Annotated in this window: 15 protein-coding genes; 10 read left to right on the top strand and 5 right to left on the bottom strand. The window is 67.2% G+C overall.

Annotated features, from left to right (window positions below):
• From ABEA50_RS30005 to ABEA50_RS29995, 3 genes are all read left to right on the top strand, one after another.
• Window positions 1-2,042, top strand: a 2,042-nt coding sequence (locus ABEA50_RS30005) for an NAD-glutamate dehydrogenase domain-containing protein (protein WP_345499781.1), incomplete at its 5' end; no start/stop codon positions are given.
• On the top strand, window positions 2,039-2,506 hold the full coding sequence (locus ABEA50_RS30000) for an acyl-CoA thioesterase (protein WP_425577746.1): 468 nt from the start codon (window positions 2,039-2,041) through the stop codon (window positions 2,504-2,506). The genes ABEA50_RS30005 and ABEA50_RS30000, both read left to right, overlap by 4 nt.
• A gap of 42 nt (window positions 2,507-2,548) precedes the next feature.
• Window positions 2,549-3,226 (top strand): hypothetical protein, encoded by a 678-nt coding sequence (locus ABEA50_RS29995; RefSeq protein ID WP_345499779.1) that lies wholly within the window; start codon window positions 2,549-2,551, stop codon window positions 3,224-3,226.
• A gap of 29 nt (window positions 3,227-3,255) precedes the next feature.
• On the opposite strand, the gene ABEA50_RS29990 is transcribed toward ABEA50_RS29995, so the two are convergent.
• Together ABEA50_RS29990 and ABEA50_RS29985 are read right to left on the bottom strand one after the other, a co-directional pair.
• Window positions 3,256-3,567 carry an AzlD domain-containing protein gene (locus ABEA50_RS29990; RefSeq protein WP_345499778.1) on the bottom strand — a complete coding sequence of 104 codons (312 nt, stop codon included), beginning with the start codon at window positions 3,565-3,567 and terminating at the stop codon, window positions 3,256-3,258.
• Window positions 3,568-3,863: 296 nt separating this feature from the next.
• The gene (locus ABEA50_RS29985; protein ID WP_345499777.1) at window positions 3,864-4,538 is read right to left on the bottom strand and encodes an AzlC family ABC transporter permease; all 675 of its coding nucleotides are present in this window, start codon (window positions 4,536-4,538) and stop codon (window positions 3,864-3,866) included.
• A gap of 600 nt (window positions 4,539-5,138) precedes the next feature.
• On the opposite strand from ABEA50_RS29985, the gene ABEA50_RS29980 reads away from it, so the two are divergent.
• Window positions 5,139-5,705, top strand: a complete 567-nt coding sequence (locus tag ABEA50_RS29980) for a helix-turn-helix domain-containing protein (protein ID WP_345499776.1) — start codon at window positions 5,139-5,141, stop codon at window positions 5,703-5,705.
• A 7-nt stretch (window positions 5,706-5,712) separates the two neighbouring features.
• On the opposite strand, the gene ABEA50_RS29975 is transcribed toward ABEA50_RS29980, so the two are convergent.
• Together ABEA50_RS29975 and ABEA50_RS29970 are read right to left on the bottom strand one after the other, a co-directional pair.
• Window positions 5,713-6,423: an HNH endonuclease gene (locus tag ABEA50_RS29975; RefSeq protein ID WP_425577745.1), complete on the bottom strand. Its 711-nt coding sequence runs from the start codon at window positions 6,421-6,423 to the stop codon at window positions 5,713-5,715.
• A gap of 155 nt (window positions 6,424-6,578) precedes the next feature.
• Entirely contained in the window at window positions 6,579-7,313 is a 735-nt protein-coding gene (locus ABEA50_RS29970) for an HD domain-containing protein (protein ID WP_345499794.1), read from the bottom strand.
• A gap of 129 nt (window positions 7,314-7,442) precedes the next feature.
• Here ABEA50_RS29970 and ABEA50_RS29965 point away from each other — a divergent pair, with 129 nt between their 5' ends.
• The 5 genes from ABEA50_RS29965 to ABEA50_RS29945 all read left to right on the top strand — a co-directional run bounded on the left by ABEA50_RS29965 (window position 7,443) and on the right by ABEA50_RS29945 (window position 11,437).
• Window positions 7,443-8,384 (top strand): GlxA family transcriptional regulator, encoded by a 942-nt coding sequence (locus ABEA50_RS29965; protein WP_345499774.1) that lies wholly within the window; start codon window positions 7,443-7,445, stop codon window positions 8,382-8,384.
• A gap of 91 nt (window positions 8,385-8,475) precedes the next feature.
• Complete coding sequence (locus tag ABEA50_RS29960; RefSeq protein WP_345499773.1) at window positions 8,476-8,880, top strand: globin; 405 nt, start codon at window positions 8,476-8,478, stop codon at window positions 8,878-8,880.
• Window positions 8,881-8,973: 93 nt separating this feature from the next.
• Window positions 8,974-10,644, top strand: a complete 1,671-nt coding sequence (locus ABEA50_RS29955; RefSeq protein ID WP_425577744.1) for a glycoside hydrolase family 13 protein — start codon at window positions 8,974-8,976, stop codon at window positions 10,642-10,644.
• Between the two features lie 57 nt (window positions 10,645-10,701).
• Window positions 10,702-10,986 (top strand): aa3-type cytochrome oxidase subunit CtaJ, encoded by a 285-nt coding sequence (gene ctaJ, locus ABEA50_RS29950; RefSeq protein WP_345499772.1) that lies wholly within the window; start codon window positions 10,702-10,704, stop codon window positions 10,984-10,986.
• Window positions 10,973-11,437 (top strand): DUF5130 domain-containing protein, encoded by a 465-nt coding sequence (locus tag ABEA50_RS29945; RefSeq protein WP_345499771.1) that lies wholly within the window; start codon window positions 10,973-10,975, stop codon window positions 11,435-11,437. Before ctaJ ends, ABEA50_RS29945 begins: the two co-directional genes overlap by 14 nt.
• 682 nt (window positions 11,438-12,119) lie before the next feature.
• On the opposite strand, the gene pepN is transcribed toward ABEA50_RS29945, so the two are convergent.
• Window positions 12,120-14,690 carry an aminopeptidase N gene (gene pepN / locus ABEA50_RS29940; protein ID WP_345499770.1) on the bottom strand — a complete coding sequence of 857 codons (2,571 nt, stop codon included), beginning with the start codon at window positions 14,688-14,690 and terminating at the stop codon, window positions 12,120-12,122.
• 673 nt (window positions 14,691-15,363) lie between these two features.
• Here pepN and ABEA50_RS29935 point away from each other — a divergent pair.
• Complete coding sequence (locus ABEA50_RS29935) at window positions 15,364-16,197, top strand: phosphoribosylaminoimidazolesuccinocarboxamide synthase (RefSeq protein WP_345499791.1); 834 nt, start codon at window positions 15,364-15,366, stop codon at window positions 16,195-16,197.
• The last annotated feature ends 35 nt before the right edge of the window (window positions 16,198-16,232 follow it).

Raw genomic sequence — 16,232 nt, 5'->3', positions numbered from 1 at the left:
CCTCGGGTGGTTCGGCGGGGTATGACCACAAGGCGATGGGGATTACCGCGAAGGGTGCGTGGGAGAGCGTCAAGCGGCACTTCGCCGAGTTGGATCTCGATACGCAGTCCACGGATTTCACGGTGGTAGGTGTGGGTGACATGAGTGGTGATGTGTTCGGTAACGGGATGTTGTTGTCCGAGCACATTCGGTTGGTGGCGGCGTTCGACCACCGGCATATCTTCCTCGACCCGACCCCGGATGCGAGCAGCTCGTTCGCCGAGCGTCAGCGCATGTTCGAGCTGCCGCGTTCGTCGTGGGCGGATTACGACACCTCGTTGATCAGCGCGGGCGGCGGCGTCTACGACCGGACGGTGAAGTCGGTGCCGATCAGCCCGCAGGCGCGAAAGGCGCTGGGCCTGGCTGCCAACGTGGTGGCGCTCTCGCCGCCGGACCTGGTGCGCGCGATCCTGCTCGCGCCGGTGGATCTGCTGTGGAACGGCGGCATCGGCACCTACATCAAGGCGAGCACCGAGACCAATGCCGAGGTCGGCGACAAGTCCAACGATCCGGTGCGGGTCGACGGAAATCAGCTGCGGGTCAAGGTGATCGGCGAGGGCGGCAACCTCGGTGCGACCGCGCTCGGTCGAATCGAATACTCCCGAGGCGGCGGCAAGATGAACACCGATGCCCTCGACAACTCCGCCGGCGTTGATTGCTCCGACCACGAGGTCAATATCAAGGTGCTGCTCGACGGCGTGGTCAGCAGCGGCGAACTGGTCGAAGCGGACCGCAACCCCTTGCTGGCCTCGATGACCGACGACGTGGCACGGATGGTGTTGGACGACAACGTCTCGCAGAACTTCCTGATGGGCATCTCGCGCACCGACGCACCCCAGATGCTCAATGTGCACACGCGGATGATCGATGACCTCGAGCGTCGCCGCGGCATGGACCGCGACCTCGAGGCTTTGCCCTCGGGGGCGGAGCTCGCCCGGCGGCTCGAGGACGGCTCCGGCCTGACCTCACCGGAACTGGCGACACTGATGGCGCACGTGAAGTTGGGTGCCAAGGCCGATCTCCTGGCGACCGACCTGCCCGACAGCACCGCTTTCGCGACGAGGCTGCCGGAGTACTTCCCGACCCCGCTGCGCGATCGGTTCGGCGGTGCGATCAAGAAGCACCCGCTGCGCAGGGAGATCGTCACCACGATGATCGTCAACGAAGTGATCGACTACGGCGGCATCTCCTACGCGCACCGGTTGAGCGAGGAGATCGGTGCCACCACCTCCGACGCGGTGCGCGCGTTCACGGCGGTTTCGGAGATCTTCGGGCTGCACGAGATGTGGGCGCGCATCCGGTCGGCCGATATCTCGGCCTCGGTTCGTGACCTGCTGGAATTGGAGACCAAGCGCACCCTCGATCGCGGCTCGCGCTGGTTCCTCAGCAACCGGCCACAGCCGATCGCGGTCGGTGCCGAGATCAATCGCTACAGCGAGGGACTGCGTGAACTCGCACCGAAGGCGCCAGGCTGGTTGCGCGGCCACCATGTCGCGACGCTGACCGATCAGGCGGCCGAACTGATCGCCCGTGGCGCGCCGACCGACCTGGCAACCGAGGTGTTCGGCCTGCTCAACCTGTTCCCGCTGTTGGACGTGGTCGACCTGGCCGACATCACCGACCGGGACGGCGACGAGGTCGGGTCGTTGTACTACGCACTCAACGAGCACCTGAAGATCGACTGGTTGTTGCAGGCGGTCAGCCACCTCGAGCGCGGCGATCGTTGGCACTCGTTGGCCAGGCTCGCGCTGCGCGACGACATGTACGCGTCGCTGCGTTCGCTGACCCTCGACGTGCTCTCGGCCGGCGACCCGGAAGAGACGGCCGACGAGAAGATTGCATACTGGGAGTCGAAGAATCAGTCTCGACTCGGGCGTGCTCGGGCGGCACTGTCGGAATTGTTCGAGTCCGGAACCCAGGATCTCGCCACGCTGTCGGTTGCGGCGCGGCAAGTGCGAAGCATGGTGAGCGGGGTGGGCGCGCAATCGGAGGTACCACGTTGACGAGTTCGTCCAGCCACGCGGCAACGAACGGCGGCGCCGCTGTGCGCCCGAAGCGGTTTCACGCCAAGGTCGATGTCCGCTGGTCGGACATGGACGCCTTCCAGCACATCAACCACGCCAGGATGGTGACCCTGCTGGAGGAGGCGCGGATTCCGTGGCTGATGGGTGACGATCGTCCGACCATCGGCCTTCGTGAGGGCTGCGTGCTGGCCGACCTGCATGTGCGCTACCGCGGTCAACTGCGGCACGACGACACACCGCTGGATATCGCGATGTGGGTGCAGCAGCTGCGCGCGGTCGACTTCACCATCGGCTACGAGGTGCGCGGCGCGAGTGCTCCGCTGGACTCACCGCCGGCGGTGATCGCCACCACGCAGCTCGCGGCCTTCGATATCGAGACTCAGCGGCTGCGGCGGCTCACCGATCCCGAACGGGATTATTTGGCGTCGTGGAAGAGTGAGTAGCGCGGCGACGGTGCGGTCGACGACAGTTCTGGTGCGCGAGCCGTGATCGGGGAGCAGCGCGCGCTGCGCGTGCCCGATCCCGGCGAGCGTGAGAATCTCGCGACCTTTCTCACCAGGGCGGTTCGCCTCGATCCCGCGGCGGTGGTGCGGTTGCGCCGCCGCGGTGATCGGCAGGTATCGGCCTGGGTGGCAACGGGTTTCGAGGCGCTGGCGGTGCGTACCATCACCGCGGAACTCGATGTCGACGACGTGACGGTCGGCGCCGACCAGGTGCTGGGTGGGCTTTCTGGGCTTGTCTCGGCCGGTCCGATCGACCTGGGTTACTCGATGGATTCGGCCTGGCGCGGTGCGGTGCCGCCGTTCGACGGCTTCGATCATGTCGACGATGTTCCGGCACGCACCCTGCTCGAACTCGCCGAGCAGGGCGCACGCTTGGCCCGCGAGCACGGTAGCGAACACGGGCCGCCGCAGTCGCTGCTCGAACAAACGGTGCTCACCGTGTCGGGCGGCGCCACGGAGGTGGCCGTGCCGATGCGGGTCGTCTTCGCGCTGACCGCCATGGATTTCATTCCGCACTCCGGGGAAAAGGCTGATCCGCAGAGCATTTCGGCCACCGAGCTCGTCCGAGTTCGCGGCAGCAAGACCTGGTTGCGCCTGGACGCGCGCTACGGGTCGGTGGCTCGCCGCATCGGCGGCGGTATCGCGCTGATGACCAGCTGACCACTGCGCGAACGGATTCCGTTCGTCGGTCAGGCAACGCCGAGCAGACGTAAGGTCGCCGTGGTCGCGGCGGCGGCCAGCACGACGACGAGGGTGGATTGTCCTCGCCAGGCCAGTAGTCCGGCGACGGCGACTCCGAGTGGCATCGCGAGTCCCAGATCGCTTGTGCCGAGCGGGAGTACCGTCACGGCGACGAGTCCCGCGATCAAGACGATGGCGCCGGTTTCGAGTAGGCGCACCGCGCGGGGGGAGAAGTGCACGTGCTCGCGTAATGCCGGGCCAGCCCATCGGAATGCGAATGTGCCTGCGGCGAGGGTGATCACCCCGAGGATCAACATCATGTGCTCACTTCTCTAGCGCGGACCGGTAATGGTTGGGCGGCTGGATTGTCGGCGGCGTAGGTCCTTGCGCACGGCGGGCCGTGCTGGCGACGCTGCGGTGGTGACGGGCGTGCTGGCGCGCTGTGTCGAGGGGTGACGCCGACTGCGCGGCCCATACCTGTCGGTTGCCCTGAGGCTGCGTCGGTGGCTTTGCGCTGTCAGGTGGGCGATGTCACCCGCATATGGTCTCCGTCCGCTTGTTCGGTTGCGGCGCAGCGCTTTTCCGTCCGCGCTCGGCGCCGCTGATTCATCCTGTCTCATTCGTCGGCCCGCCGACCTACGGCGACCGCTACGCCCGTCAGGGCGACCAACACGGGGAGTCCGGGCGGGAGCACTGGCGCGCTCGCGACGGCGAGGCCAGCTCCGACGAGGGCGGCGCGCCGGGTAGTGCGGTCGCGCAGGGCGGGGATGATCAGTGCGAGCAGTACCGCGGGAAACACGGCGTCGAGCCCGAAGACTGCGGTGTCGGGTACGACCGCGCCGACCAGGGTGCCGATCGCGGCGCCACCCGGCCAGGCGAGCAGAATGCCGAGGCCGCACACCCAATAGGCGGCCTGCTTGCGCGGGTGGTCGCTCTGGGCGAGCGCGGAGGCGACGGATTCGTCGTTCATTACGTGCAGTCCGAGCGGGCGTCGCCAGCCGGTGCCGACCACGTCGGGCACGGAAAGGCCGTAGGGGAGATGTCGTGCGTTGACCAACAACCCGGCGGCCACCGCGGCGATCGGGCTGCCACCCGCGGCGACGATACCGATGAACAGGAATTCCGATCCCGCGCCGAGCACGGCGATGCCGAGGACCACGGGCAGCCAGATCGGCAGCCCCGCGGCGATCGCCGTCGCGCCGTACGAGATGCCCACTACCCCGACAGCCAGTGCCATCGTGGAAAGTCCGGCAAGTGTGCCTCGGTCGAGTGTTCGCCATATCGAACGCATGTAGTTTATGATGAACACTCGACCTACGATTCGTCAACCGGCTTTCCCACGGTCGATCATTCGTCCCACTCGACGGGTGACCAGGATTCGCGAGCCCGCTCGAGCGGAGCTGCCGTCCGATCTGATTGCCGTATCGGATCGCGGTGAGTTCGTACCGACAGGGTCCTGCCGGCTTCTGGGAACCGCGATACTCGGATGGGATTTGCGTCGCCCGATCGGTCGCCTGGCAGCCATCGAACTCCCCGTGACAGAACACCCCGATGGTGTTGACGTGGACATCGGTGGGAGCCGACTGATCGTGGCCGAGGGAGCCGAGTTCTCCGGCGTACACCATCTGGCGTTCGGCATCTCCGGCAAGGCCAGTGGCTCGGCAGCGGGTATCACCGCGCAACGCAGAGCGACCACTTCGGTGGCGGATCGTTTCACCGAACCGCTTTTGTTCAGGTTCGCGAAAGCGTGCGACCTATCCCCGAACGTCGGGACGGGTTGTCGGGATAGGCCGGGATAGGCCGGGATAGGCATCGAGTCGCCCGGCCGATCGGGTCGTGGGTGTCATCAATTAGGTTCTCACCGAGTACGACGACGGGAGCGGACGTGGATATGGGGCGACAGGAACCGGCGCAACCCCCACAGGTGGTGATCGCCGCGGCGCTGCGGCGTCGCCGTGTCGACGCGGGGCTGTCGTTGAGTGTGGTGGCCCAACGGGCGGGCATTGCGAAATCCACACTGTCGCAACTGGAATCCGGCACCGGCAACCCCAGCTTGGAAACGCTGTGGGCGCTGTGCGTCGCGCTGGATATCCCTTTTTCTCAGCTACTGGAGCCGCAGCGGGCCAGCGTGCAGGTGATTCGTGTGGGCGAAGGGCCGGTGGTCGTCGCCGAACAATCCGACTACCGCGTCACCCTGCTCGCCCCGGGGCCGCCGAACGCGCGCCGCGACCTGTATCGCATCGCCACCGAGCCCGGCCACCCACGGCGGTCGGACCCGCACAGCGAGGGGACCGTCGAGCACGTGCTGCTGGCCACCGGCCACGCGCTGGTCGGACCGCTCGATGATCCGGTCGAGCTGCACGCCGGCGATTACATCTGCTATCCCGCAGACATCCCGCACGTCTTCGAGGCGCGCGAACCGGGAACCACCGCGGCGCTGGTGATCGAATCGCGCTGAGGAGGACTCAGGCGGCGCCTTCGCCGAGATACTGCAACCACACCGGGTCGAGATCCGCACTGGTGGACAACAGTCGCCAGTGCGGTCCCTTCGGGGAAACCAGTGGTGCGCGCAGGGTCCAGCCGATTTCGCTGAGCATCTTGTCGGCCTTGCGGTGATTACACGGTGCGCAGCTGGCCACGCAGTTCTCCCACGAGTGCTCGCCGCCGCGGCTGCGCGGAATCACGTGGTCGATGGTTTCGGCTTTGGCGCCGCAATACCCGCAGCGATAGCGGTCGCGGTGCATCAGGGCGGCACGGGTCATCGGGACACGTGCGCGGTAGGGGACATGAACGTAGCTGCGCAGCCGGATCACCGAGGGGACCGAGAGCGCGGTCTCGGCGGAATGGATTACGGGGCCCGTGGCGTCGTCGTGGACGGTATGGGCCTTGTCGCAGATGAGCAGGATGATCGCGCGGCGCGCGGATAACGCGGTAAGCGGCTCGTAGGTGGCATTGAGAAGCAACACCCGGCGCTTGGACCAGACCGGCGGGCCCGGTGGCGGAACTATGTGGGTCACGGGCTCGGGCGCGAGGTCGGCGGGGCCGTGACGAGTATTGGGGAGATAGTCGGACAGGATGTGCAGCGGAGCAGCCCCCGATCCACGGTTGTGGACATCGGCGGGCTGGAGTTGTCGGTGCGCCCTGGCCTCGTGTGATCGGCCGTGCCGCTGCTTCATCTGAACCTCAATCCCATGATTGGCAGGATCATGTGTTTTTCTCAGGGCAGTGTCGTCTCCGGGCAGGAGACTTCACCAAGTGCACCACGGAACGGCGGGCAGCGCACGGTGATTTTCGACAATGTCGGGTTAACGGAGGCTGAAGTGGCCTCGCGTCATTCCGCGAACGGCGCGAAGCGCACCAGCTGGCGGAAGCCGCCGACGGTGATCAGCCATCGGGTGCGACCGTGTGCCACGGCGCCGGCCTCCTGGGTGATGGCCGCGATCATGTGCCGCTTGAAGTGGTGTCGCGGGTGACGCGCGAGTAGATCGGTGACCCAGGCGGGGTCCAGGTCGGCGAGTTCCGCGCCGAACACGTCCACTCCCGCGCCCGCGGAAACGAAGCCGAGGTCGCCGAGATCGTCGGAGACACCGAGGGTGAGGTGGGCGGCGATGGCGGCCCCGACGATGCGCGTCTGCTCGGGTGTCGCGCCGTTCGCGGCGGCGAGATCGACCGCCCTTTCGGCGCCGGTAACCGCGAAACACCTTCCGGGAGTGGGGTGTTCGAGTTTCAGGTCATGGAGCAGGCTGGCTACGTACATGAGTTCGTCGTCGTAGGGAACGTCGTGCAGCTCCGACAGCGCGCGACCGAAGAAATAGGTCCGATAGGAGTGCGCGAGGACGTGCGGGGTGAGACATTCGCGCGCCTCGGCTTCGGCGGCCTTGGCCAGGGCCGAGTCGGGAAGTCGGAGATCGGTGAAGTCGACCCGACCGTCGCCGCGGCGACCCAGTGCCACCCGAACCCGGCCCGCGACAAGGCGCGGCACCGCGGAGACGAGTTCGAGAGTCAGCGACCGGCGCTGGCTGCTCGTGAGCGCGCCGCCCGTTTCGATCGCCCAGTCCCAGTCCATGCCCGCTGGTGCGCCCACGCCAACCTCCGATGCCGCCTGCTGTGTCCGGCTATCAGTGAATCGGGCACGCGGATTCCGGACAAGCGGCAGCGGTGCCACCCATGGGTGGGTTTCTGCCAAAGTGGGGGTGTGAAGAAAGTTGTCGCCGTGGCCTTGGACGGTGTCGTGTCCTACGACCTGGCGTGTGTCGTGCAAACATTCCGGTATTGCCCTGGCACCGAAGGTGAGCCGCTGGCCTTCCAGCTGGAGACCTGCGGGGTACGAGCCGGGAAGGTGCTGTCACCGGACGGGTTCGCGTTGCACGTCGAACACGGTTTGGCGGCCATAGAATCCGCCGATATCGTCGTTGTTCCCGGCTGCGTTCCCGGTGCGGTCCCTGCCGCGGTGATCGAGGCTTTGCGTGCCGCGGCCGCACGCGGCGCGACCATGGTCAGTATCTGCGTCGGCGCCTACGTGTTGGCCGCCGCCGGTCTGCTCGACGGGCGGCCAGCGACCACGCATTGGGCCTTCTGCGAAGATTTGGCGCGGCGTTTCCCCGCGGTCCGGGTGGACCCCGGCGCGCTCTATGTGGACGACGGTGACGTGCTCACCTCGGCGGGGCTGTCCGCGGGGTGGGATCTGTGCTTGCACATCGTGCGCAGGGAACTCGGGGCGGCGGTGGCCGCCGATGTGGCCAGGTGGAACGTGCGACCACCGCACCGTGAGGGCGGTCAGGCACAGTACATCCCCGCCGTGCGCCGCGACGGGCATGGAAGTAGCCTCGCGGCTACCCTGAGCTGGGCTGCCGCCGCACCGGCGCCCGATTTGGCGGTCGCCGATCTGGCAAAACACGCGCTGATGAGTGAGCGAACCTTCATTCGCCGGTTCAAAGCCGAGGTCGGCACCACGCCCGGCCGGTGGTTGGACAGCCAACGCGCCGTCCGCGCGCGCGAACTGCTCGAGACCACCGACCTCCCGGTGGAAGTCGTTGCCGCGCAAGCGGGTTTCGGCAGTGTCACCGCACTGCGTACGCACCTGCGTGCCGCGACAGGGACCACCCCTGCGGGCTACCGTCGATCATTGCACCGCTGATCCCGCGCACCGACGTGGCGGCGGCCACGTCGCGGGACGGGCACAATGGACCCTGGCGCACTCCACGCAGCGAGAGGATTCGAGAGACTTCATGACTTCGGGCGAGCACACAGCGACGTCGTTCTACGAGGCGGTCGGCGGTGCGGACACCTTCCGGCGCATCGTGGCGGCGTTCTACCGTGAGGTGGCCGCCGACGAGGTGCTACGCCCCATGTACCCGGAGCAGGACCTCGGCCCCGCCGAGCGCAGGCTGCGCATGTTCCTCGAACAGTATTGGGGCGGACCGCGCACGTTCTCCGAGGAGCGTGGACACCCGCGCCTGCGGATGCGGCACGCGCCGTTCACGATCGGGCCCATCGAACGCGACGCCTGGTTGCGGTGCATGTGGATCGCGGTCGGCGAGATCGAACCGGAAGTTCTCGACGACGAGCATCGCGCGGCACTGCTGAACTATCTGGAGATGGCGGCGAACTCGATGATGAACGCGCCGTGGTGAGATTCACCGGGTCGTTCCACTATGCGCTGGTAGTTTGCTCGTAGCGGAGGATAGTGCTGTGCGGCACAAGGTTTGCCGCACGCCTTTGGCACTATGACAGCTGTGACTGATACACCCGCCGCGCCCGCCGACTCCCCAGCCGCACTGGCTGAGACATCGGCGGCGCCCGCACAGGCGCACTCGACCGAGCCACCTTGGTGGCGTTCGGCCGTGTTCTACCAGGTTTATCCCCGCTCCTTCGCCGATTCCGACGGCGATGGAGTCGGCGACCTCGGCGGAATTCGCGACAAGCTCGGCTATCTGGAACTGCTTGGGGTCGATGCGATCTGGGTATGTCCCGTGCTGCGTTCGCCGATGGTGGATGGTGGCTACGATGTCGCCGACCCGCGCGACATCGACGAAACCTTCGGTGGTCTCGCCGCGATGGACGAGCTGATCAGGCAGGCACATCTGCGCGGGATCCGGGTGGTGATGGACCTCGTCCCGAATCACACCAGCGACCAACACCCGTGGTTCACCGCGGCAATGGCCGCAGCGCCCGGCGGCGACGAACGCGCGCGCTATCTCTTCCGCGACGGTCGCGGACCCGAAGGCGCGCAGCCGCCGAACAATTGGCCGAGCATCTTCGGTGGTCCCGCGTGGACGCGGGTCACCGAGCCCGACGGCACGCCGGGCCAGTGGTACCTGCACATCTTCGCGCCGGAGCAGCCGGATCTGAACTGGGACAACCCGGAGGTCGCCGCGGATTTCGAGCGAACACTGCGGTTCTGGCTCGATCGGGGAGTCGACGGGTTCCGCCTCGACGTCGCGCACGGGATGGCCAAGCCGGACGGGTTGCCCGACATGGCGCAGGTCAGCACCACCCTGCTGGTGAACGACGACAACGATCCACGGTTCAACAATCCGCGCGTGCACGAGATCCATCGGGGGATCCGCCGCGTCCTCGACGAATACCCCGAGGCCGTGACCATCGGCGAGGTGTGGGTCGACGACAATGTCCGCTTCGGCGAATACGTCCGTCCCGACGAACTGCACATGGCGTTCAATTTTCGACTCGCCGAAGCGCCGTTCGCCGCCGAGCCGCTGCGCGCGGCCGTGGAGAATTCGATAGCGGCCGTCACCTCGGTGGGTGCCGCGCCGACCTGGACGCTGTCCAATCACGACATCGAACGGGAGGTCACCCGCTACGGCGGCGGCCGCGAGGGTCTCGACCGCGCGCGAGCGATGATCCTGCTCGAGTTGGCGCTACCGGGTGCGGTATTCCTCTACAACGGTTCGGAACTCGGCTTGCCGAACGTCAACGATCTGCCCGAGCACGTGTTGCGCGACCCGGTGTGGGAACGGTCGGGACACACCGAGCGCGGCCGCGATGGTTGCCGGGTGCCGATCCCCTGGGAGGGCGGCGCACCGCCGTTCGGATTCAGTCCCGATACCGAGGGTGGTGGCGCGGCGTCGTGGTTGCCGATTCCCGCTTCGTGGGCGGAGTTGACCGTCGAAGCGCAGTTGGAGGAGTTGGACTCCACGCTCTCGCTGTATCGGATGGCGATCGAATTGCGTGGTGCGCGACCGGAATTCGCCGGTGATCAGATCGAGTGGTACACCAGCCCGCCGGGAGCGCTGGTCTTCGGCAGGCCGGGTGGTCTGGTGTGCGCGCTCAACGCCTCGCCCGAACCCGTCGCGCTGCCACCCGGTGACGTGCTGTTGTCGAGTGCCCCGCGCACGGGCGCGCTGCTGGCGCCGAACTCCGCCGCGTGGGTGGTCTGAGCGGGTGAAACTCGACCGGTGGATGAACTACTACACACGATCGTCTAACGTTGATTCGTGAGCATTCTCGAGACAGTGCTGATCTACGCCGGCATCCCCCTGGTGATCTACGGCGCGCTCGCCGGATTGTCGTATCTCGGTAAGCCACTGCCCGGCACCAAGCCAGCCCACTTCGACCTCGGTCAGCGGTGGACGCAACAGCCGGTGCTGTGGAGCGCGACCGACGAGGTGACCGCCGCGGCGGGCCACCACGAGGTCGCCCATACTTCGCACCCGCGTCACGAGGCGATCGGGGCGAGCCAGTCGGAGCTGATCGGAGGCCGGGCAAGTGGCAAGTTCTAAGTGGCCAGCGGTGGTCGAGGCGGACCTGCCGCACGGGTACGCGATCACCAGCAGCGGCCGGGTTTCGGGCGTACACGAGGCGGGTGACGTCTTCAAGGAAGCGCCCTTCCGCGACGAAGAGCGCCTGGCCATCGACAACGTCCTCACCGAGGCGGCGCGGGCGACCAAGGTCCGTTTCAACATCTACATCGGTGACCTGGGCGGCGATCCGTCCTCCGGCGCCGACGAACTGTTCCCGAGCACGCCGGAGGCGGCGCATTCGGTGCTCATCGCCGTTTCGCCGAACGACAACGCGATCGAGGTGCGTTCGGGCCACGCGGTCGCCGACCGTGCCACCGAGCGGGTCTGCCAGTTGGGTGTGACCGCGGCATCGAGTTCGTTCCGGCAGGGCAACCTGATCGACGGTTTGATCTCCGCGGTACGCGTGATGTCGGCGGCCATCGGTCGCTGAGCACCACACCGCGTATCCCTCGGCGCCGAATCGGCGTCATCGAACGCAGCTTCGGCGCGCTCGCTCATGATGAGTGGGCGCGCCGAAGCCGTTTGTGGGGCGAGATCTTCGCGGCACCCGACCGACTCGGTCCACGCGACCGCACGGAGATGGTGGATGACAGCGCAACGAGTCCGTCATCGAGATGACGCTGGCGCAGCATGCCGAAGGAGAGCGACGCTCGGCCGGAAGGTTCAACCGGACGCATTCGTCGTCCATCCGACCACGTTCGCCCAGGCGGTCGGCACAGCACTGAGGGCGCACGGCGCGCACGACCGAGTACGTGCCCACTGTTGGTCGCCCGATTCCCCTGCCCGGCCTAGGTATCCGACGCCGAACCTCTGCGCCGGGCAGGATGACCGCGAGCTTGCCGGTCCACGTCCCGACGACTGCACCGACGCCGGAATTCCCGCATTGTGCGGGAAAGGCTTGGCGGACTCGACGATCACGTCCGGCTGCGCTACAGCGCGGACATTACCGACGTCGGGTCCGGGGCGAAGCAGCGTCAACCCTGCGCAGAACGGACGAGATCGCGCGGTCGCTTTCGTCGGCGCACCATCCGGAAACAGCGCCGTCCAGCTGGGCGGCGGCGCGAGGCCGGTCGGAGGGCCGTCGCCCGACCCTCCGACCGAACGACGCGGAGCTACTGTGCGTCGAACGCGCGCGTGCGCAGCGAGCGCTCGATCCCCGCTTTGCCCTCGATCACCAGGCGACGCAGCGCGGGCGGGTGCTGCGCCGACAGGAACTTGTCCGCCGCCGCGACCGCGTCGGCGCTGATCGCCCAGGACGGATACAGGCCGATCACCACGGTCTGCGCCACCTCGCTGGAGCGACGCTCCCACACGCCGGGGATCTCGGCGAAGTACCGCTCGACGAAGGGCGCGAGCAGCTCGGCCTGGCCCTGCGGTGCGAAACCGGTGACCATCGCACGCGCGGTGATGTTCGCGACGGTGTCGTCGGTAACGACGGTCTCCCAGGTCTGCTGTTTCACCGCCGCGATCGGGCGCGCGGCCGCGGCCGAGGCGGCGTGCCGCTTGCCCGCAGCCGTCGAGTCGCCCGCGAGTTCCCGATCGATGAACGGGGTCGCCACGCCGTCGTTGTCGATCGCACCGGCCGCCGCCAAGGCGGTCACCACGCGCCACCGCAGGTCGGTGTCCACCTCGAGTCCGGTGAGCCCGGCGTTCGCGTGGTCACCGTCGAGCAGCGCGCGCAGCGCCTCGACATGCGGTGCCGACAGCTTGGCGGAGGTGAGTGCGTTGACGAACGCCAACTGATGATCAGATCCGGCCTCGGCGGCGCGCGCCAACTCCAACAGCCGGTCGGCGTACTGCGCCCATCCGGTGCTCGCGGCCCATTCGGGGTCGGCGTAGCTGCCGAGGGCGGTGCTGGCCTGCATCAGAAGACGTTGCACCACACCGATTTCGGACTCCGCACCGACACCGCGTTGCACGAGCGCGACGAAATCGCGGGCCCGCAGCTCGGCCTGACGGGTCATCTCCCACGCGGCCGACCAGGCCAGGGTGCGTGGCAGCGGTTCGGCGATATCGGCGATGCGGTTGACGAGTACGTCGAGCGAATCGGCGTCCAGCCGCACCGAGCAGTAGGTGAGGTCGTCGTCGTTGATCAGCACGAATTGGCCGCGTTCGACGCCGACCAGCTCGGGCACCTCGGTGCGCTCCTCGGCAAGCAGGTCGAGTTCGACGCGCTTGGTGCGCACCAACTTTCCGTCCTGGTCGGCATAGACGCCGATGGCGAGCCGGTGCACGCGCTGTTCACCCGCGCCGGGGGCCGCGCCCTCTTGGACGACGGCGAAGGAACTGAACTTTCCGTCGGCGTCGACCTCGAAGTCGGGACGCAGGATGTTCAGTCCTGTGGTCTTGAGCCACTGCGCGCCCCAGTCCGAGAGGTCGCGGCCCGAGGCCTTCTCCAAGGCCGCGAGCAGATCATCGAAAGTGGCGTTGCTGTAAGCATGTTCGGCGAAGTACGCGCGCAGTCCCGCCAAGAACGGCTCCAAGCCGACGTAGGCGACGAGCTGTTTCAGCACGCTCGCGCCCTTGGCGTAGGTGATGCCGTCGAAGTTGACCTCCACCGCGGCCAGGTCGGGGATATCGGCGGCGATCGGGTGCGTGGAGGGCAACTGGTCCTGGCGGTAGGCCCAGGACTTCTCCACATTCGCGAAAGTGGTCCACGCCTTCGTGTATTCGGTGGCCTCGGCCTGGCACAGCACCGAGGCGAAGGTGGCGAAGGACTCGTTGAGCCACAGGTCGTCCCACCACTTCATGGTGACCAGATCGCCGAACCACATGTGCGCCATCTCGTGCAGCACGGTCTCGGCGCGGCGCTCGTAGGAGGCGTGGGTCACCCTGGAGCGGAAGACGTAGTCCTCGAGGAAGGTGACCGCACCCGCGTTCTCCATCGCGCCCGCGTTGAATTCGGGGACGAACAGCTGGTCGTACTTGCCGAACGCGTACGGAACGCCGAAATTGCGGTGGTAGAAGCCGAAGCCCTGTTTGGTCTCGGTGAACAGCCGCTCGGCGTCCATGTGCTCGGCCAGTGAGGCGCGACAGAAGATGCCGAGGGGGATGGTGCCGTGCTCGTCGGTGTAGCTGTCGGTCCACTTCGCGTACGGACCGGCGATGAGCGCTACCAGGTAGGTGCTCAGCTGCGGTGTGGTGGCGAAAACGTGTGTGCCCGCGTCGTTTCGGGTGGTCGCGCCGTTCGAGATTACCTGCCAGTCGGTGGGCGCGGTGACGGTGATGTCGAAGGTGGCCTTCAGGTCCGGCTGGTCGAAGCAGGCGAACATGCGCTTGGCGTCGGCGGTTTCGAACTGTGAGTACAGGTAGACCGCGTCGTCGGCGGGGTCGACGAAGCGGTGCAGACCCTCGCCGGTGTTCGAGTACTCGCAGTCGGCCTCGACGACGAGTTCGTTGCGCTCGGCCAGTCCGCGCAGGGTGAGGCCGGTGGACTCGTCGTAGTCGGCGACATCGAGTGCGGTGCCGTTGAGCACGGCCGAGCGAACTCCGCGCGCGACGATGTCGAGGAAGGTTTGCGCGCCCGGCGTCGCGGTGAAGGCGATTGTGCTGCGAGAGAAGAAGGTCTGCTCGCCCGGCTTACCCGCACCGTCGGTCAGGTCGAGGTCGATGCGGTAGCTCTCGACCGACACTGTCGAGGCGCGTTCGATCGCCTGGTCACGAGTGAGGTTGGGTGCGGACATAAGGCTCCTTCGTTGTCGAAGAACTGGCACGGGCAGCACCCACAATGCCACCTCGCGTCCGGTGTGCGCGCCCGAGTTCTTCGCCGCAGCTCGGCCGAGGGTGTGTTCTCCGACATTCGCCGCCCCGTGCGGCCTGACGCGCAGATCCCGGTGGCGGTGTACTGGCGGCGCCGCAGGTCCCCCAGAGAAGCCCGGGGTCGCGTCGACTGCCGCGCACCTGGGTGGGTTCGATCTAGTCGAGCGTTCTGGGCCGCCGTCACCGCACTCAGCCCGGTCCTGCACAACGCGCGCGGCAAGGTAATGAGCATCGTCGCGGGCGGAATCACCGTCTCTGACGGCGGTGGCCAACTATTACGGCCTGACGGCCTGACGGCCTGACGGCCTGACGGCCTGACGGCCTGACGGCCTGACGGCCTGACAGCGTGATGGTGTGACCGCGGCGCCGGTGCGACTGCGACAGTGCGGAGTCCTGTGTCGGCCTGGGGCACGTGCCGAGTTCATCGCCGCCGAGTGTGTTCGGCGGCCGGCGGCCGGTGAGCGGTGAGCAGAAGCCCTGCTTGCCTCGGTCGGCGAGAGCGATGCGGTGGCGGCGACGGGCGCATTCCGCCGCACCGGGCCGCGGGTATTGTTCCTGCGGCGCAGGTTCACCAGCAACGGAATCGGAGGCTCGACGTTGAAGCATGTGCACGCCGGGAAGGTTCGGGATCTCTACGACGACGACGGCACGCTGCTGCTGGTCGCCTCGGATCGGGTCTCGGTGTACGACGTGGTGCTGCCGACGCCGATTCCGGACAAGGGCGCGTTGCTGACGCAGCTGTCGAACTGGTGGTTCGACTACTTCACCGATATCCCCAATCACGTGGTGTCGGCGACCGAGGTCCCTGCGGAATTCGGCCGACGCGCGATCCGGGTGAAGCCGCTGAAGATGGTGCAGGTCGAATGCATCGCCAGGGGCTATCTCGTGGGGTCGGGGTGGTCGGAGTACCAGCGGATCGGCTCGGTGTCGGGGATCGCGCTGCCGCCGGGATTGCGGGAGGGCGACCGTTTGCCCGAGCCGATTTTCACCCCGACGACCAAGGCGTCCGAGGGACACGACGAGGCCATCACCTTCGCCGATGTGGTGAACCAGGAAGGCAACGAGGTCGCGCGGCGGCTGCGTGAGGTGACCCTCGACATCTATACCCGCGGCGCGGCGCACGCGGCGGGACGAGGCGTGATCGTCGCCGATACCAAGGTCGAATTCGGTTGGGACGGTGCCGAACTCACACTTGCCGACGAGGTGCTCACCTCCGATTCCTCGCGCTTCTGGCCCGCCGACGAATGGGAACCCGGTCGCGCGCAACGGTCGTTCGACAAGCAGTTCGTCCGCGATTGGGCCACCTCCACCGGATGGGACAAAGAGCCTCCCGGCCCCGCCATCCCGGCCGATATCGTCGAGGCGACTCGCCAGAAGTACCTCGAGGCGTACGAACTCATCACCGGAAACAAGTGGGACACAGCGTCGTAGCGCTTTGACACGTTCGCTTCGGAGGGTTGCGCGGC

It is taken from the genome of Nocardia callitridis, assembly GCF_039543305.1.
In the GTDB taxonomy this organism is placed as follows: domain Bacteria; phylum Actinomycetota; class Actinomycetes; order Mycobacteriales; family Mycobacteriaceae; genus Nocardia; species Nocardia callitridis.
Note: the sequence above shows the minus strand (reverse complement) of the source record. Positions and strands in the feature narration are given on the sequence as shown.